The organism is Caballeronia sp. LZ062, from assembly GCF_031450785.1.
Taxonomy (GTDB): domain Bacteria; phylum Pseudomonadota; class Gammaproteobacteria; order Burkholderiales; family Burkholderiaceae; genus Caballeronia.
The window spans coordinates 870,326-887,799 of record NZ_JARTWB010000002.1; the positions used below are offsets into that span (position 1 = coordinate 870,326).

Below are 17,474 nucleotides of genomic sequence, written 5' to 3' on the forward strand. Positions count from 1 at the left end.
GCGGCTAAAGGCGACTCAGCCAAGCGATTTGACCGATTTTCCCGGAGCGACTGATGAACAACGATATCCCCCACCTGCCCATTTACATGGACTACAGCGCGACGACGCCGATCGATCCGCGCGTGGTGGACAAGATGATCCCGTATCTTCGCGAGCAGTTCGGCAATCCGGCCTCGCGTAGCCACCAGTACGGCTGGGACGCGGAGCGTGCGGTCGAGGAAGCGCGCGAGCAGGTCGCCGCGCTGGTGAATGCCGATCCGCGCGAAATCATCTGGACGTCGGGCGCGACGGAATCGGATAACCTGGCCATCAAGGGCGCGGCGCATTTTTATAAGAGCAAGGGCAAGCACATCATCACGGTGAAGACCGAGCACAAAGCTGTGCTCGACACCTGCCGCGAGCTGGAGCGCGAAGGCTACGAAGTCACGTATCTGGACGTGAAGGAAGACGGCCTGATCGACCTCGAAACGTTTAAGGCGGCGATCCGCCCGGACACGATCCTCGTTTCCGTGATGAGCGTGAACAACGAAATCGGCGTGATTCAGGACATCGAGGCGATCGGTGAGATCACGCGCGAGAAGGGCATCATTTTCCACGTCGATGCTGCGCAGGCCACCGGCAAGATTCAGATCGATCTGCAAAAGCTGAAGGTCGATCTCATGTCGTTCTCGGCGCACAAGACGTATGGTCCGAAGGGCATCGGCGCGCTGTATGTCCGCCGCAAGCCGCGCGTGCGCATCGAAGCGCAGATGCACGGCGGCGGCCACGAGCGCGGCATGCGTTCGGGCACGCTCGCGACGCATCAGATCGTCGGCATGGGTGAGGCGTTCCGCATCGCGCGCGAAGAAATGGCGACCGAGAACGAGCGCATTCGTATGCTGCGTGACCGGCTGCTGCACGGCCTGCAGGAAATCGAAGAAGTTTACGTGAACGGCGACATGGAACGCCGCGTGCCGCACAACCTGAACATCAGCTTCAATTTTGTCGAAGGCGAGTCGCTGATCATGGCGGTGAAAGATGTCGCGGTGTCGTCCGGTTCGGCGTGCACGTCGGCGTCGCTGGAGCCGTCGTATGTGCTGCGCGCGCTCGGCCGCAACGACGAACTCGCGCACAGCTCGATCCGCTTCACGGTCGGCCGCTTCACGACCGAGCAGGACGTCGATTACGTCGTCAACCTGCTCAAGAGCAAGATTGCGAAACTGCGCGATCTGTCGCCGCTCTGGGAAATGCACAAGGACGGCATCGACATTTCGAGCATCCAGTGGGCGGCGCACTGAGCGAGCGCACTGCATCCACGCGAAACGAACACACGGAGAGTTTGAATCATGGCTTATAGCGACAAGGTTCTGGACCACTACGAAAACCCGCGTAACGTCGGCTCGTTCGCGAAGGACGACGACGCTGTCGGCACCGGTATGGTCGGCGCGCCCGCATGCGGCGACGTGATGAAGCTGCAGATTCGCGTCGGCGCGGACGGCGTCATCGAGGACGCGAAGTTCAAGACGTACGGCTGCGGTTCGGCCATCGCGTCGAGCTCGCTCGTCACCGAATGGGTGAAGGGCCGCACGCTCGACGAGGCGCTGTCGATCAAGAACACGCAGATCGCCGAAGAACTGGCACTGCCGCCGGTGAAGATTCACTGCTCGATTCTCGCGGAAGACGCGATCAAGGCAGCGGTCGCCGACTACAAGCAGCGTCACGGCGCGGCTGCCCCGCAAGCCGAAGAGGCTCAGGCGAAGCAGCACGCAGCGTAAGCCGGCATCACGCAGGTGGCAGGGAAAGGCCGCAGCGGCGCCGCAGAAACGCGGCAACGCTGCGGGAAGCAGGATTTGAGCGCGAGAGACGCGACGACTATGGCAATCACGTTGACGGAGAAGGCGGCACAACACGTGCAGAAGTATTTGACGCGGCGCGGCAAGGGCGTGGGCCTGCGTCTGGGTGTCCGTACGACCGGCTGCTCGGGTCTGGCCTACAAGCTCGAATATGTCGACGAACTGGCGCCTGAGGACATGGTGTTCGAATCGGCGGGCGTGAAAATCGTCATCGATCCGAAAAGCCTCGCGTATCTGGACGGCACCGAACTCGACTTCGCGCGCGAAGGGCTGAACGAAGGCTTCCGCTTCAACAACCCGAACGCGAAAGACGAATGCGGCTGCGGCGAATCGTTCCGCGTATGACGCGCGAGAGGCCGGCGGTTTCGGCATAAGAGGCGGCGCGGGCCGCCTTTTTCATTCGCGCATCCCGAACTCACTGACAACGCCATGGCAACGCTCACCGACAGCCACTTCGATCTCTTCGGCCTGCCGCCGACTTTCGCGGTCGATCTCGACCGGCTCGACGACGCCTACCGCACCGTGCAGGCGCAAGTGCATCCCGACCGCTTCGCCGCCGCTGGCGACGCGCAGCGCAGACTCGCGATGCAGTGGGCCACGCGCGCCAACGAGGCGTACCAGACGCTGCGCGACCCGTTGAAGCGCGCGCGCTATATGCTCTCGCTGCGCGGCATCGACGTGGGCGCCGAGAACAACACGGCGATGGAGCCGGCGTTTCTCATGCAGCAGATGGAATGGCGAGAAAATATCGAGGATGCGGCTGCCGCGAAGAACGTCGGCGCGCTCGAATCGCTGCTTATCGAATTGCGCGATGAAGAGCGCGTACGCTTTACCAAACTCGAAGCGCTGATCGACAGCAACGCGGATCAGGCGGCGAGCGAAGCCGTGCGTCAACTGATGTTCATCGAGCGCGTCGCGCACGAGATCGGCGCGCAGATCGAGCGGCTGGAAAGCGCCTGACACGAAGGCTCACCCAGCACGCGTAACAAGAAGACACAGGCCGAGCGCGCGCCACACAACCCACAAGACCAACGATGGCTTTACTGCAAATCTCAGAACCCGGCATGGCGCCCGCGCCGCACCAGCGGCGCGTGGCGGTCGGCATCGACCTCGGCACCACGAACTCGCTCGTGGCCGCCGTGCGCAACAGCGTGCCCGAAGCGTTGCCCGACGAGGACGGCCATGTGCTGCTGCCGTCCGTCGTGCGCTATCTGGAGAAGGGCGGCCGGCGTATCGGCCGTATCGCGAAAGAAGAAGCCGCGACGGACCCGCGCAACACGATCGTCTCGGTCAAGCGGTTCATGGGCCGCGGCAAGAGCGAAGTGGAAGGCGCGGAGAACGCGCCGTACGATTTCGTCGATGCGCCCGGCATGGTGCAGATCCGCACCGTCGATGGCGTGAAGAGTCCCGTCGAAGTGTCGGCGGAGATTCTGGCGACGCTGCGTTACCGTGCGGAAGACACGCTCGGCGAAGATCTCGTCGGCGCGGTCATCACCGTGCCCGCCTATTTCGACGAAGCGCAGCGCCAGGCCACCAAGGACGCGGCGAAGCTCGCCGGCCTCAACGTGCTGCGCCTGCTCAACGAGCCGACGGCTGCGGCCATCGCGTACGGCCTCGACAACGCTTCCGAAGGACTGTACGCGGTCTACGATCTCGGCGGCGGCACCTTCGATCTGTCGATTCTGAAGCTCACGAAGGGCGTTTTCGAAGTGCTCGCGGCGGGCGGCGATTCCGCGCTCGGCGGCGACGACTTCGACCACGCGCTGTATCGCCATGTGCTGACGCAAGCCGGCGTTCAGCCGCAAACGCCGGAAGACGTGCGGCTCTTGCTCGATCACGTGCGCACGGCGAAAGAGGCGCTGTCGTCGGCGAACGAAACGCGCGTGCAGGCGAGCCTGTCCTCGGGCGAAGCAATCGACGTTGCCGTGACCGAAGCGCAGTTCGCCGCGCTCGCCGAATCGCTCGTTGCCCGCACGCTCGGGCCGACGAAGAAGGCGCTGCGCGACGCGAAAGTAGCGCCGGCCGATATCAAGGGCGTCGTGCTGGTCGGCGGCGCGACGCGCATGCCTGTGATCCGCCGCGCGGTCGAAGCATTCTTCGGCCAGCCGCCGCTAGTCAATCTCGACCCGGACCAGGTCGTCGCGCTGGGCGCCGCAATTCAGGCGGATCTGCTCGCTGGCAACCGGCGCGGCGAGGGCGACGACTGGCTTTTGCTCGACGTGATTCCGCTGTCGCTCGGCGTCGAAACCATGGGCGGTCTCACCGAGAAGATCATTCCGCGCAATTCCACGATCCCGACCGCCCGCGCTCAGGATTTCACGACCTTCAAGGACGGCCAGACGGCGATGGCGATTCACGTCGTCCAGGGCGAACGGGAGCTCGTCTCCGACTGCCGCTCTCTCGCGCGTTTCGAGCTGCGTGGCATTCCGCCGATGGCGGCGGGCGCGGCGCGCATCCGCGTCACGTATCAGGTGGACGCGGACGGCCTGCTGTCGGTTTTCGCGCGGGAGCAGACGTCGGGCGTGGAGGCGTCGGTGGTCGTGAAGCCATCGTACGGTCTCGCCGATGACGACGTCGCCCGTATGCTCGAAGAGAGCTTCAAGACTGCCGAGACCGACATGCGCGCCCGCGCGCTGCGCGAGGCGCTTGTCGAAGCGCAGCGCCTGATCGAGGCGACGCAGGCCGCGCTCGCCGCCGACGGCGAATTGCTCGACGACGCCGAACGCGCGCAGATCGAAACGCTCATGGCCGAACTGGCGAAGGTGGCGCAAGGGGAGTCGGTCGAGCAGATCGACGACGCGACCAAGGCGCTCGCCGCCGCCACCGACGAATTCGCCGCGCGCCGCATGAACAAGAGCATTCGCCGCGCACTCGCGGGCCGCAAGCTCGACGACGTCTGATCCACTCAAGCATTCACGGAAAACCATGCCTCAAATCGTTGTGCTGCCTCATGTCGAGCTTTGTCCGGACGGCGCCGTGATCGACGCCGATGTCGGCAAGAGCATTTGCGACAATCTGCTCGAACACGGTATCGAAATCGAGCACGCGTGCGAGAAATCGTGCGCGTGCACGACCTGTCACGTCATCGTTCGGGAGGGCTTCAACGCGCTCGAACCATCCAGCGAGGACGAAGACGATCTGCTCGACAAAGCCTGGGGTCTCGAGCCGACATCGCGGTTATCATGTCAGGCGATGATGCCCGCCGAGGACGATCTCGTCGTGGAGATTCCCCGGTACTCCATCAATCACGCCAAAGAAAATCACTGACAGGAGGCTCGCCCATGAAGTGGACAGATACTCAGGAGATCGCGATGGCCCTGACCGACGCGCACCAGGATGTCGATCCGCAATATGTGCGTTTCACGGACCTGCATCGCTGGGTGACCGAACTGGAAGGTTTCGACGACGATCCACAAAATTCCAACGAGAAGATTCTCGAAGCCATTCAGGCGGCGTGGATCGAGGACGCGGACTACTGAGTCTGCCTCATCACTGGTTTGCTGAACAACGGCGGCGCTCGCGAGAGCGCCGCCGTTTTCTTTTATGCGCGCCGCACCGAATCTTGACAGAACTTGACGCGGCGCGCGTTGTTGCACGCCTATCCGCCCCTTAAAATCGCGCCCTCTGCGTGCTGGCAAGCATTGTCAGCCGCCATCCATCACGTCCGGACGCCGCCGCTGCTCCGCCGCTCTCGCGCGTTCATGCTTTGCATTGCCAACGAAATCCACAATGCCTGCGCCGCGGCCGCGCGCGGTCGTGGGTGCCTGCGCGCGTCCACGGGCGTTCATTCGAGGAGAAGTACATGGGGAAACTCGGCCTGTCGCGTCGCGGTTTTCTGAAGGCGGGGGCGCTCGCGGGCGTGTCCGTGTTCATCGCGCCTCTGGGCAGCCGCGCGTTCGCCGCGCTGTTCGAAGAGAAGATCCTGACGCCCGTGCAATGGCATGCGGTGAGCGGCCATCCCAAATTTCGAGTCGACGGCATCGCGAAAGTCACGGGCGCGAAGGTCTTCGCACGGGATATCCGCGCGAAGGACATGCCGCATTGGCCGCAAGAGCAGTCGCATGCGCTGATTTTGCGCACGACGCTCGCGGATCGCGTCTACGAAGGCATCGACCTTTCGATTCTCGACGGCGGGCTCGCGCCCGATCGCGTGGTGACGGCGGACGATCTCGCGCGCGACAAGCTCGCGTTTCCCGCTTTCTACGGCGACGACATGCTGTTGCCCGCCGGCAAGACGCCTGCTTATCTCGGGCAGGCGGTCGCCATGCTGATCTATCACGACTTCGCGCGATTCCGTCTCGCAAAGGACAAGCTCCAGTTCCGCGACGGCGTGATTCGCTATGGCGCGACGACCGGTTTCATCGAGCGTGATCCGTGGGCGTCGTTCCGCTTCGTCCGCGTGGGCGGCAAGACGCCGTTCGACGACGACACCTTCTCCAGCCTGAAGAACTCGCCGCTTTTCCCGCACATGATGAAGAAGCGCGAGCCCGTCTGGGCCGATGCGAACGAACACGGCAAGCTCGACGAGCAGGGCATGTTCCACGCGCAGGCCATCGGGAACGCGCTGGATCATCCGCCGGGAGAATGGCTCGTCGTGGATCGCGAGTACAAGACGCAATCGGTCGATACCGCCGCGCTCGAACCCGACAACGCGAACTGCTGGTACGACGCGGCCACGCAGTCGCTGCACATGGTCGTGCCCACGCAAGGGCCGTATGAAGTCGCGCAAAGTACGCTCGAAATGGCGGCGAAGTCGCGCTTCACGGTGAAGAACCTGTTCCTGCATCCGTGCTACACGGTCGGCTACGGCTCGAAGGATCATTTCAACGTGCCGTTCTACGGTCTTGTCGCGGCGATGTACGGCGAAGGCCGGCCGGTGCGCCTCGCGTTCGACCGCTTCGAACAGTTCCAAAGCTCGCTGAAGCGCCACGCGTTCGACATGCGTTATCGCATGGCGGTCGACAGGAAGACCGGCAAGATTCAGGCGTTCAAGGGCGAGTTCATCGCGAACGGCGGCGGGCGCTGCAACTTTTCGCCGTCGGTGGCGATGGTCGGCGCGACCGCCGCGCAATCCATCTACTACATTCCGCAGACCGATCTGACCGCGGTGGCCATCGCTTCGCGTGCGGTCGATGCCGGCTCCGCCCGCGGTTACGGCACGCTGCAAAGCATGGCGGCGACCGAAATGATGATCGACGACATCGCCGCACAACTCGGCACCGATCCCATCGACCTGCGTCTCGCGAACGTCATGCGCACCGGCATGAAGAACACGCAGGGCGCGATTCCCGCCGGCGCGGTGCGCGCGGAAGAAGTACTGCTTCAGGCGAAGGCGCATCCGCTGTGGGCCGGGCGCGCGCAGCGCAAGGCCGACTACGAAGCCGCGCATCCGGGAATGCGCTACGGCGTCGGCTTCGCGTGCGTGCAGAAAGACTTCGGCACCGGCGCTGAAAGCGCGTTCGCCAAGGTCGAATTCGACGCGGACGGACGCATTGCGCTGTCGCACTCGGGCGCGGAGATCGGCACCGGAGCGTCTACCGCGCAGGCGCTCGTGGTCGCGAAGTGGCTCGGCAAGCCCGCCGCCGAGGTTCACATGGCCGTCACCGACTGGGCGGATCTGCCCGTCGTCACGAGCGGCGATCCGTATCTCATGTCGCAGGCCGAGCAGGATCGGTTGAGCGCGAATCCGCGTTGGTCGCCCGCGTATATGTCGCCCGCCAGCGCGACGAACTCTGCCTACTACTTCTCCCATGCGACGCGCGAAGCGGCGCGCGTGCTGTTCCGCCGCGGCTTGTGGCCCGCCGCGATGGCGATTTGGCAGCAAGGCATCGGCGGCGGGCAGGCGGCGTCGTTCGTCGTGCGAATCGAAGACGCGCGCTGGTCGGACGGCAAACTGTCCGCTGACGGCCTCGAACCCATTGCCTTCGACGTCCTCGCGAAGAAGGCGCACGAACTCGGGCTCGCAACCGGCGCGGTCGTGCACACGTTCAACCGCTGGCAGTGGAGCGAAGCGCAGTTCGACTTCGCCGGCACCGTCGATCAACTTCCGCTCGACGGTTTGTCGCTGCGCTTCGGCAGCAATGCGACGCACAGCGCCGCTAAAAAGACGCCCAACGGCTACACCGTGCTCGATCGCAAGCGCGTGACGATTCCGCCCGTGCAGCGTAACAACGCGATGGTCACGTACTACAGCGCGGTGGGCACGCTCGTCGAACTCGCCGTGAACGAGGCGAGCGGAAAGGTCGAATTGCTCTCGCACCACTCGATCATGGAATGCGGCAACGCAATCGCGCCGCAGCTCGTCTCGGGGCAGTTGCAGGGCGGTCTCGCGATGGGCATCGGGCACGCGCTGCACGAGTATCTGCCGCTTTACGAGGACGGCCCCGGCAACGGCACGTGGAACTTCAACCGCTACCGGCTGCCGCTCGCGAGCGACGTCGCGGTGTGGAAGCAGACCGGCGACGTGCTGCCGCCGCTCAGTGAAACCGATCCGCCGAAGGGCATCGCCGAAGTGGTGATGATTCCGGTGGTCGGCGCCATCGTCAACGCGATCGCGCACGCGATCGATCATCGCTTCACCGATCTGCCGGTGACGCCGCACAACATCCAGGAGGTGCTCGCATGACGGCCATCCCATCCGCCTCGGGCGTCGACATGCGCTCGCTTTCCCTGACGATCAACGGCAACAAGGTCGGCCCCATGCCGGTGCCGTCCGGCTTGCCGATGATCGACTTCCTGCACGAATACGCCGGTCTCACGGGCTCCCGGCTCGGTTGCGGCCAGGGCGTGTGCCATGCGTGTGTCGTGATCGTCGATCACGCGGACGGCACGAGCGAAGAAGTGCGTACGTGCATCAACGGCGCACATTTCTTCGACGGCAAGACGATACGGACCATCGAGGGGCACGCGAAGCGCGACGAACACGGCAACGTGATCGAACTGTCGCCCGTGCAGCAGCAGTTTCTCGACCATTTCAGCTTCCAGTGCGGCTATTGCACGCCGGGCTTCGTAAACGCGACGACCGTGTTGCTGGAGCGGCTCAAGCGCGAGCCGATCGTAAAAGACCAGATCGAAGCGACGATCATGGCCGCGCTCAACGATCACATTTGCCGCTGCACCGGCTACGTGCGCTACTACGAAGCCGTGAAGGACCTCGTGCTCGCCACGCCCGGACTCGTGAAGGACGCCGAATGATGAAATCGATCATGACGCGCTCTTTGCGCCGCTCGTTCCTACGCGTGCTTCCGTTTGCGCTCGCCGCGCTGGCGCTGTCCGCATGCCATAGCGACGGCGATGTCGCGCAAAAGACTGCGGCTTCGCCGGAAGTCGTTGCGCGCGGACGCTATCTCGCGCAGGCCGCGGACTGCGCAGCGTGCCACACGTCCGCGGGCGGCGCGCCGTTCGCGGGCGGCGTGAAGCTCGAATCGCAGTTCGGCACGTTCTATGGCAGCAACATCACGCCCGACGCGAAGTACGGCATCGGCAAGTGGGACGCCGACGCGTTCTACGCCGCGCTCCACGACGGCAAGACGCCGGATCACAAGCTGTATCCCGCGATGCCGTACACGTCGTACCGGCAGATGTCGCGCGAGGACAGCGACGCGATCTATGCCTATTTGATGGCGCAAAAGCCTGCGGCGGTGCCGAACGTCGAGGCGAGTCTGCGGTTCCCGTACAACGTGCGCTTCGCGGTGCGGTTCTGGGACATGCTATTTCTTGACGACGCGCTGCCTGACGCATCAGCCGGACAATCGGCCGACTGGACACGCGGTCGTTATCTTGCCAACGCGCTCGGGCACTGCGCGGAATGCCACACGCCGCGCGGCGCGTTCGGCCAGCTTCAGACTGCGAAGACGCTGCAAGGCGGCGCGCTTGGCCGCATCGGTGCGCCGGACATCACGCCCGCAGCGCTGGCGGCCCGGGGCTGGACGGCCGCCGACTTGCAGACGTACTTCTCGACGGGCGTGGCCCGGCAGGGTTCGGCCTTCGGTGAGATGCATCCGGTCGTGTATCTGAGCACGCAGCACCTGAATCGCGAGGACGCGCGCGCGCTCGCGACGTATCTGCTTGGCGACGCACCGCCGCCACCGGCTCCGCTCGAAGCGCATTCCGCCGACGCGCTGCAACTCGCGGCCGGCCGCAATCTGTATCTGGATTCGTGCGCCGGCTGTCACGGGCGCGAAGGCGAGGGCAAGCCGCACGTCGCGGTGGCGATGCAGGGGAACTCGACGCTGCGCCAGGGCGACGCGCGGAATCTGATCAGATCGATGCTCGACGGCATCGCAGCGCAGCCGTTCGCGGGCGTCGAAAGCATGCAGCCGATGCCGGCTTTCGCCGCGACTTATAGCGACGAGCAGATCGCGCAGTTGGCCAACTACCTGCGTGTGACGTGGGGCGGCCAGCCTGGCGATGTCACCGCCGACAAGGTGAAGTCGCTGCGCTGATGTGCAAAGGCCACGCATTGCGTGGCCTTCGTCTTTTCCGATGCCGTCAAACGCGCATGCCGCGCTCGGCCAGTTGCCGCTGCAACGTCGGCCACATTTTCGACACCGCTTCCTCACCCGCGAGAATCGCCGCGTTGCGCTGGCTGAAGTCGCTGCTGCTCATCGCGTTCAGATTCGGGCGGATGACCGCGTTCGCGTATTTGTCGAGCTCGTAAGCCTTGATCGACTGGCCCATGATCGTGAACGTCTGCATCAGCACGTCGAACGAACTCTGCGTGAGCGCCGTTTCGGGCCGCGCGGAGATGTCGACCGCGATCACGAAGTCCGCGCCCATCTTGTGCGCGAATGCGGCGGGTACGGGGCTCACGAGGCCGCCATCGACATATTCGTGATCGCCGATTCTTACCGGCTCGAAGATCGACGGCACGCTGCACGACGCCCGCACCGCCACGCCGGTGTTGCCGCGCTGGAAGAGAATGGGCTGGCCCGTCTTGAGATCGGTCGCGACGATGCCGAGCGGCTTCGCCATCTTTTCAATCGGCCGGTTATCGAGCGTCTTGTTGAGGAAATTCTGAAGCGCCACGCCCTGCAGGATGCCGCGCGTGCGAAAGGGCATCGCCCAGTCGCTGATGGACGCTTCGTCCATGGTCAGCGCGAGCTTGTTCATCGCGATCCCGTTCATGCCCGACGCATACAGCGCCGCGATGACCGACCCCGCGCTCGTTCCCACCACCAGGTCGACGCGCACGTTGCGCGCTTCGAGCGCCTTGATCACGCCGATATGCGCGAACCCACGCGCCGCGCCGCCGCCGAGCGCGAGGCCGATTCGCGCGGTGCGTGGCGTGTCCGTGGCGGGCGTTGGCGGCGTGGCGGGCGTGTTCCCGACGGGTGCGCCTTTGCCGCCGCTCGTGCCCGTGCTCGTGCAGGCCGCGAGAACGGAAGAAGCCGCCGCGAGCGAGAACGCGCGGCGCGAAATGGAAGGTGACGATGATTTCAAGTGAGACTCCAGCGATGCGGCAAGTGCGCGATTGCGTGCGCGTTTCCGGGTGCATCGAAAACGGCGCGCACATCATAAAACAAAAGGCGCCTGCTCAGGCGTCAGGCGGGCGGCGGGTATAATTTCCGCTCGATACCAGCCGTTGTTTGCCGTATGCGCTCATCACGCAGGCACCGGCAACCGCTTTCGTGCAAGAGCCGCTGGCGCGCCTCGCGCCGCCCGTTCGCCCGTTCGTCTCTCCGCTCCTTCGCTTGGCCGCTTGCTCGCGCCGGGCGAGCGCAATCATCGAGTACATCGAGAACACAGCAATGACCCAAGTCCGTACCCGTTTCGCCCCGAGCCCGACCGGCTTCATCCATCTCGGCAATATCCGCTCCGCGCTTTATCCGTGGGCGTTCGCGCGCAAGATGAAAGGGACCTTCGTGCTGCGCATCGAGGACACGGACGTCGAGCGTTCGACGGAAGCATCGGTCGACGCGATTCTCGAAGGCATGGCATGGCTCGGTCTGGATTTCGACGAAGGCCCGTTCTATCAGATGCAGCGCATGGACCGCTATCGCGAGGTCGTCGGCCAGATGCTGGAGAAGGGTCTCGCGTACCACTGTTACATGTCGACGGAAGAACTCGACGCGCTGCGCGAGCGCCAGCGCGCCGCTGGCGAGAAGCCGCGCTACGACGGCACGTGGCGTCCGGAGCCGGGGAAGGTGCTGCCGCCGATCCCGGAAGGCGTGATGCCGGTCGTGCGTTTCCGCAATCCGCTGACGGGCGTCGTCGCGTGGGACGACGCGGTGAAGGGCAGAATCGAGATCTCGAACGAAGAGCTCGACGATCTCGTGATCGCGCGCCCCGACGGCACGCCGACCTACAACTTCTGCGTCGTCGTCGACGATCTCGACATGAAGATCACGCATGTGATCCGGGGCGATGACCACGTGAACAATACGCCGCGCCAGATCAACATTTTGCGCGCGCTGGGCGGCGAAACGCCGGTGTACGCGCATCTGCCGACGGTGCTCAATGAGCAGGGCGAGAAGATGAGCAAGCGCCACGGCGCAATGGCTGTGATGGGTTATCGCGACGCCGGTTATCTGCCGGAAGCGGTCGTGAATTATCTGGCCCGGCTCGGCTGGTCGCACGGCGATGCGGAGATTTTCTCGCGCGAGCAGTTCATCGAATGGTTCGATCTGGAGCATCTCGGCAAGTCGCCCGCGCAATACGACCACGACAAGCTCAACTGGCTCAACGCGCATTACATCAAAGAAGCGGACAACGCGCGGCTCGCCGAACTCACGCGCCCGTTCCTGCTGCAGGCGGGTATCGACGCCGGGGTAATCGACAACGGCGCACCGCTCGATCAGATCGTCGGGTTGCTGAAGGATCGTGCATCGACGGTGAAGGACATCGCGGACAACGCCGCGATGTTCTACCGCGAGCCAGCCATCGACGCCGACGCCTTCGCGCAACATGTGACGGACGCGGTCCGGCCGGCCATCGCTGAACTGCGCGCGGCGCTCGAACAAGCCGAGTGGACGAAGGAAGGCATCTCGGCGGCGTTCAAGGGCGCGCTGGCTGTGCATAAGCTCAAGATGCCGCAGCTCGCCATGCCGGTGCGCCTGCTCGTCGCGGGCACGACGCATACGCCGTCCATCGACATGGTGCTGATGCTGTTTGGTCGCGAGACGGTGCTGCGTCGGCTGGAGAAGGCAGCAGCCTGAGCTAGTGAGCGCGCACAAGGGAAGAGGTAGATGTCCTTTGCGCGCGCTTTTGGAAAAAGAGAGTAAAAAAGTTCTGCTCTATTCACAGAGGGTATTTACAAGTTCAAAAACGGCCTATAGAATCTCGTTTCTGTTCTGCAAGGGGGTATAGCTCAGCTGGGAGAGCGCTTGCATGGCATGCAAGAGGTCAGCGGTTCGATCCCGCTTACCTCCACCAAAGAACAGATGAAGTGATCGCGAGTTCTTCCTCTGGTTTTGGAAGTCGCAAAAAATACTTCACAAGTTACACGAAGTTGTTTAGAATCTCGGTCTTCGCTGATTTGAAGCAGTAGTTAGCGAAGATGCAGTAAAGACAGATCACAAGTTTCTGTCCCCTTCGTCTAGAGGCCTAGGACATCACCCTTTCACGGTGAGTACAGGGGTTCGAATCCCCTAGGGGACGCCAATACATCGGCGGCTGCTAGTGAATGCGCTGCTGGTTTCATGAGGTGAGTAGAGCCTCGTGAAGTAAGGAAAGAGCTGGAGCGGTAGTTCAGTTGGTTAGAATGCCGGCCTGTCACGCCGGGGGTCGCGGGTTCGAGCCCCGTCCGCTCCGCCAACATCTGCGAGCAGGAAAACTCCGGCTGATCAGCCGGTTTTTTTTCGCCGCAGGATTGCAAGAAGTACGTTGTCCCCTTCGTCTAGAGGCCTAGGACATCACCCTTTCACGGTGAGTACAGGGGTTCGAATCCCCTAGGGGACGCCAGAACATCGGCGGCTGCTAGTAGAAAGCACTGCACATTTCCGCGAGGCCTAGTCCCCGAGGAATCGATGAAAGAGTTGGAGCGGTAGTTCAGTTGGTTAGAATACCGGCCTGTCACGCCGGGGGTCGCGGGTTCGAGTCCCGTCCGCTCCGCCAGCTCGTTGTGAAAAATCCAGCCTTCGGCTGGATTTTTTTTCGCCTTTTTCGCCTCTTTCCGCGTTCGTCGGATTCGCTGCCCTCAGCGGTATCGCATTTTCATTGCCAGCGGGCTCGTGCTGTCTTAGTGTTGAGGCACTGTTCCGTGCCTGCATGCGTGCGATGCTCGACCCGACCGAAGATCTCTCGCTCTACCAACTTCGCCAGGCGACGATGGCCGATTTCGCCTTCGCCGAAGCCCTCACGCACGACAACATGGTGGGCTATTACCGCCGCCACAACCTGGTCTGGCGCGGCGACCTGTTTCTATCGAGCTGGCGGGAATCGGAAAACTTCATCCTGCAGGCGGACGGCGTGCCCATCGGCGTGATGCGCGTGACCGAGGAAGACAACTCGCTGCATATTCGCGATGTACAAATCGCGCCGGGATATCGTGGACGGGGCGCGGGGTCCTTCTTGCTGAATACCGCGCATCGCTGGGCGCGAGCGCGCGGGCTGGCGGAATGTCAGTTGCGCGTGTTCGTCGATAACCCGGCGGCGCGTCTCTATTTGCGGCTCGGATATCGTCCGGCCGGGCCTCGGCTGGCTCAACTCGGCGCCATTCGCCACATGGTCCGGCGCGTCTGACCCGGCGAGCCGGAATTCTCAAACGCCGTCCGCATCGCGCTCATCGCTGGCGTCGCGCGCGAAGAACGCACGCGGACTCTCGCCGAAGGCACGGCGAAACATCGCCGAAAACGCACTCTGGCTCTGATATCCCAGCTCCCGCGCGACCTGTGCGAGCGGCCGGCCTTGGCTCAACAATGGAATCGCGCGTGCCAAAACCGCCTGCTGGCGCCACTGCGAAAAGCTCACGCCGAGTTCGCGTCTGAACAGGCGCGCGATAGTGCGCGTGCTCGCGCCGGCTTCCGACGAGCAGCGTTCCAGATCCGAGTGCGACGGGTCCGCGAGCACCGCGTCACACAGCGCGCGCAGACGCTTTTCGCTCGGCATCGGCACGGAGAGGGGAAGCGGCTGCGAGCGGATGATTTCATCGAGCGCAAGCGTGCCGAGCAGCCGCTCGCGTTCGCGCGTGATAGGCGCTTCGTCGAGCGCGGCGATCACCTCGCGCAACAGCGGCGACACTTCCACCACCCGGCAGGCCCCGAGCCCGACCGGAACCACGCTGGCGTCGACATACAGCGTGCGCAGATACGCGTCCTCCACGATCAACACTTCGTGCGTGACATTCGGCGGCACCCAGATGGCCCGAGAGGGCGGCACCATCCACGTGGAATCGGCGGTTGCGACGCGGAGCACGCCGCGCGACGTGTAGGCGACTTGCGCCCACGGATGCGTATGCAGCGCGATGCGCACGCCATAAGGCACCGGACGCGAGCGCACGCGTATCGGATGGTCGAGCGTCGGCGAGTGCTCGACCGGGATGTCCAGATGTTCGACCTGCTCGTGCTGCGGTCGTGGATCGGCGAACGGGGGCATGGTGGCTCGTTGGGCGGCGCACGTGGCCGCGATCCGCCGATGTTAATCGAAACCGGCCGCCACGCCGCTAACGCGCTTTTTGGGCAGCGATAATGCGCGCATATCGAACAATCACGAGAGGAGCGGTTTCATCGATGCAATATGTCTTCGTGTACGGCACGCTGCGCGCGGGCGAGATCAACGACATCAATGGTGCGGCCGAGCGCAGCGGGATTGCGGCTCCGCAATGGATCGGCGCGGCGCACGTGCGCGGGCGGCTCTTCGACTTCGGCTCGTATCCGGGTCTCGTGCTCGACGAGGCCGGAGCGCCGGTCAAAGGCGATGTGTATCGGATTGAGGACGCGCTCGTCGCCGTGCTGGACGAAATTGAGGAAGTGTATCCGGGCGTCGAGGGGCTATTCCGTGCGCATCGGCTGCACGTGGACGTCGAGTTGGAAGGCGAGGCCACGCATGTCGATTGCCTCGTCTATCCGGTGACGGCGGCCGCAGCGGAGGGTTTGCCGCGCATCGAGGGCGGCGATTGGGTGGTGCATCGCGCAGCGCGCGGGTGAGCCTTCACGCAATGATCGAAGTCACGCCGTCATCGCGAGTGCGTCTATCGCGATGACGGCGCGGCACACCCCGCCAATGGGAGGCGAGTAGCTTCGACCGCTTACTCGGCGGAGTGCTGCATCGACTTGCCGTGCGACTTCTTGTGATGACCCGACTTGTGCGTCGTCGACTGGTCCATCTGCATGTTTTGCATGCTGGATTGCTGCGACTGCAGATTCTGCGCACGCGACTCGATGTCCGCGATCCGGGCGGGATCGGTGCTCATCGTCACACCCTGTTCGCTCTGCGCATAGGCCGATGCCACCGCGCTCAGGGACAACAGAACAGCCAGGGACACTTTCTTCATTGTTACCTCCTAGTAGTAGTTGAACCCGGGAATCGCCTGTCCGATCCGGTAAGAAGACAGTTGCTTTAGAGCAAGAAACGCTCCCGTCGCGACCTGCACGCGTTCCAATGCGACGCGCGCACGCCCGACAAAGCCATCATAGGCTCACATTGGGTCAGCGGTATTTCGGACGACGATCCGGCCCGGCCCCATCAGCCGGAGCGGAATCATACCGGCGCGCCAGCTTACTTGCCAGTCCTGATTATTTTGGTATAGGCCGGTTGCGTCTCAATACAAGTGCAGCCAGCGCCACACGTGAAAACGCGCCAGGCCCACGAGTTCATGCAATGCAAGCTCGCCATTCTCCAGGCTTCGGTAGCGCGGAATCACCGTCAGCCGATTCTCACGCACGTCGGAGACATACGGTTGCGGTTCGTAGCCGAAGGCTTCGAAGGCACGAAGCGAACGCCGCATGTGATAGGCGGATGTGATGACGATCAAGGCATTGTCATGTGCGTTGCCTAAGATGCCGGCCACGTTTCGCGCGTTCTGGTACGTGTCGAGGCTCCTGTTCTCGCGGGTGAGGTCGGCCGGCGCGACGCCCTGACCCAGCACGTACGGCGCGTAGTTGTCCGCTTCGGCCTGTCCGTGGTGTTGCGGATCGCCGCCGCTCAGAATCACGCGGCAGGAGGCGCCGGTGTCGCGGCATTGCCGATACAGCCGCGCCGCCGCGACAATGCGCGGCATTGAATCCCGTTTTGGGACGAGTTCGCCGTGGTGCCGGGCCGTGCCGCCGCCCATCAGCACGATGACGGTTTTCGGCGCAAAGGACGGCGGGATCGTCTGCTCATAGCCGCGCTGCGCGAGCGCAAGGAGCGGTCTCGTGAGCCAGCCGGCTCCGAGGCCCCAGGCGAGCAGAAGGGTGACGATGACAATCGCCGTGCGCAGGCGCTTGCAAAACACAAACAATGCAAAAAAAAGCAGCAATAAAGTAAATAGAACCAATTTAATTGGAGTAACGTATTGGTTTAAGGGCAATTTGCTCCGTCATCGCGTGGTCAGAGCGCATCGGCGGTTGTCGCAGTAAAGCGCGTGATCAACGCGCTCTCCACGGGGGCTTTTAATAGAAAGCAGCACCTAGCGCAAGCGGCGGCCAAACATTCAGGCAGCGAACGCTTAAATCGTTCGCTCGCGCGAAATTCGGCGCGCCGCGTTTAGTCGACGTCGCGGAC

The 17,474-nt window shown here is 63.6% G+C and carries 17 protein-coding genes and 5 tRNA genes; 18 read left to right on the forward strand and 4 right to left on the reverse strand.

Translation table 11 applies throughout. The features are described 5' to 3' along the window. The first annotated feature begins 53 nt into the window (after nt 1-53). The 10 genes from P9239_RS10135 (at nt 54) to P9239_RS10180 (ending at nt 10,276) form a co-directional block, all read left to right on the forward strand. Nucleotides 54-1,277, forward strand: coding sequence for an IscS subfamily cysteine desulfurase (locus P9239_RS10135; RefSeq protein ID WP_309750325.1), 1,224 nt, complete (start codon nt 54-56; stop codon nt 1,275-1,277). Between the two features lie 48 nt (nt 1,278-1,325). Continuing rightward, nucleotides 1,326-1,754, forward strand: coding sequence for a Fe-S cluster assembly scaffold IscU (iscU, locus tag P9239_RS10140; protein ID WP_309750327.1), 429 nt, complete (start codon nt 1,326-1,328; stop codon nt 1,752-1,754). A gap of 99 nt (nt 1,755-1,853) precedes the next feature. Beyond that, the gene (gene iscA, locus P9239_RS10145; RefSeq protein ID WP_175940523.1) at nt 1,854-2,177 is read left to right on the forward strand and encodes an iron-sulfur cluster assembly protein IscA; all 324 of its coding nucleotides are present in this window, start codon (nt 1,854-1,856) and stop codon (nt 2,175-2,177) included. A gap of 84 nt (nt 2,178-2,261) precedes the next feature. Further along, on the forward strand, nt 2,262-2,792 hold the full coding sequence (hscB, locus tag P9239_RS10150) for a Fe-S protein assembly co-chaperone HscB (RefSeq protein WP_309750330.1): 531 nt from the start codon (nt 2,262-2,264) through the stop codon (nt 2,790-2,792). Between the two features lie 74 nt (nt 2,793-2,866). Further along, the gene (hscA, locus tag P9239_RS10155; RefSeq protein WP_309750334.1) at nt 2,867-4,732 is read left to right on the forward strand and encodes a Fe-S protein assembly chaperone HscA; all 1,866 of its coding nucleotides are present in this window, start codon (nt 2,867-2,869) and stop codon (nt 4,730-4,732) included. A gap of 25 nt (nt 4,733-4,757) precedes the next feature. Beyond that, nucleotides 4,758-5,099, forward strand: coding sequence for an ISC system 2Fe-2S type ferredoxin (gene fdx / locus P9239_RS10160; RefSeq protein ID WP_309750336.1), 342 nt, complete (start codon nt 4,758-4,760; stop codon nt 5,097-5,099). A 14-nt stretch (nt 5,100-5,113) separates the two neighbouring features. Continuing rightward, nucleotides 5,114-5,311 (forward strand): Fe-S cluster assembly protein IscX, encoded by a 198-nt coding sequence (gene iscX, locus P9239_RS10165; protein WP_309750338.1) that lies wholly within the window; start codon nt 5,114-5,116, stop codon nt 5,309-5,311. Between the two features lie 323 nt (nt 5,312-5,634). Next, nucleotides 5,635-8,457 (forward strand): molybdopterin cofactor-binding domain-containing protein, encoded by a 2,823-nt coding sequence (locus tag P9239_RS10170; RefSeq protein WP_309750340.1) that lies wholly within the window; start codon nt 5,635-5,637, stop codon nt 8,455-8,457. Next, nucleotides 8,454-9,026: a 2Fe-2S iron-sulfur cluster-binding protein gene (locus P9239_RS10175; protein WP_309750341.1), complete on the forward strand. Its 573-nt coding sequence runs from the start codon at nt 8,454-8,456 to the stop codon at nt 9,024-9,026. The genes P9239_RS10170 and P9239_RS10175 overlap by 4 nt, the downstream gene beginning before the upstream one ends. Beyond that, on the forward strand, nt 9,023-10,276 hold the full coding sequence (locus tag P9239_RS10180; RefSeq protein ID WP_404980042.1) for a c-type cytochrome: 1,254 nt from the start codon (nt 9,023-9,025) through the stop codon (nt 10,274-10,276). The genes P9239_RS10175 and P9239_RS10180 overlap by 4 nt, the downstream gene beginning before the upstream one ends. Before the next feature lie 46 nt (nt 10,277-10,322). Here P9239_RS10180 and P9239_RS10185 read toward each other — a convergent pair whose 3' ends face one another. After that, entirely contained in the window at nt 10,323-11,273 is a 951-nt protein-coding gene (locus P9239_RS10185; RefSeq protein WP_404980041.1) for a patatin-like phospholipase family protein, read from the reverse strand. 308 nt (nt 11,274-11,581) lie between these two features. On the opposite strand from P9239_RS10185, the gene gltX reads away from it, so the two are divergent. The 7 genes from gltX (at nt 11,582) to P9239_RS10220 (ending at nt 14,513) form a co-directional block, all read left to right on the forward strand. After that, entirely contained in the window at nt 11,582-12,988 is a 1,407-nt protein-coding gene (gltX, locus tag P9239_RS10190) for a glutamate--tRNA ligase (protein ID WP_309750345.1), read from the forward strand. Between the two features lie 141 nt (nt 12,989-13,129). Further along, nucleotides 13,130-13,205, forward strand: a tRNA-Ala gene (locus tag P9239_RS10195). Nucleotides 13,206-13,357: 152 nt separating this feature from the next. Further along, nucleotides 13,358-13,433 (forward strand) — tRNA-Glu (locus tag P9239_RS10200). Nucleotides 13,434-13,509: 76 nt separating this feature from the next. Continuing rightward, nucleotides 13,510-13,586, forward strand: a tRNA-Asp gene (locus P9239_RS10205). A gap of 71 nt (nt 13,587-13,657) precedes the next feature. Beyond that, nucleotides 13,658-13,733, forward strand: a tRNA-Glu gene (locus tag P9239_RS10210). A 76-nt stretch (nt 13,734-13,809) separates the two neighbouring features. Further along, a tRNA-Asp gene (locus tag P9239_RS10215) sits at nt 13,810-13,886 on the forward strand. Nucleotides 13,887-14,039: 153 nt separating this feature from the next. Beyond that, nucleotides 14,040-14,513: a GNAT family N-acetyltransferase gene (locus P9239_RS10220; protein ID WP_404980040.1), complete on the forward strand. Its 474-nt coding sequence runs from the start codon at nt 14,040-14,042 to the stop codon at nt 14,511-14,513. A gap of 18 nt (nt 14,514-14,531) precedes the next feature. Here P9239_RS10220 and P9239_RS10225 read toward each other — a convergent pair whose 3' ends face one another. Next, a complete protein-coding gene (locus P9239_RS10225; protein ID WP_309750346.1) occupies nt 14,532-15,365 on the reverse strand; it encodes a helix-turn-helix transcriptional regulator in 834 nt (277 codons plus the stop codon). A 134-nt stretch (nt 15,366-15,499) separates the two neighbouring features. Between P9239_RS10225 and P9239_RS10230 the strand changes: the two genes are divergently transcribed. After that, entirely contained in the window at nt 15,500-15,916 is a 417-nt protein-coding gene (locus P9239_RS10230; RefSeq protein WP_309750348.1) for a gamma-glutamylcyclotransferase family protein, read from the forward strand. A 101-nt stretch (nt 15,917-16,017) separates the two neighbouring features. On the opposite strand, the gene P9239_RS10235 is transcribed toward P9239_RS10230, so the two are convergent. Continuing rightward, nucleotides 16,018-16,263: a hypothetical protein gene (locus tag P9239_RS10235; RefSeq protein WP_309750349.1), complete on the reverse strand. Its 246-nt coding sequence runs from the start codon at nt 16,261-16,263 to the stop codon at nt 16,018-16,020. A 267-nt stretch (nt 16,264-16,530) separates the two neighbouring features. Beyond that, complete coding sequence (locus P9239_RS10240; RefSeq protein ID WP_404980039.1) at nt 16,531-17,280, reverse strand: YdcF family protein; 750 nt, start codon at nt 17,278-17,280, stop codon at nt 16,531-16,533. Nucleotides 17,281-17,474 lie beyond the last annotated feature (194 nt).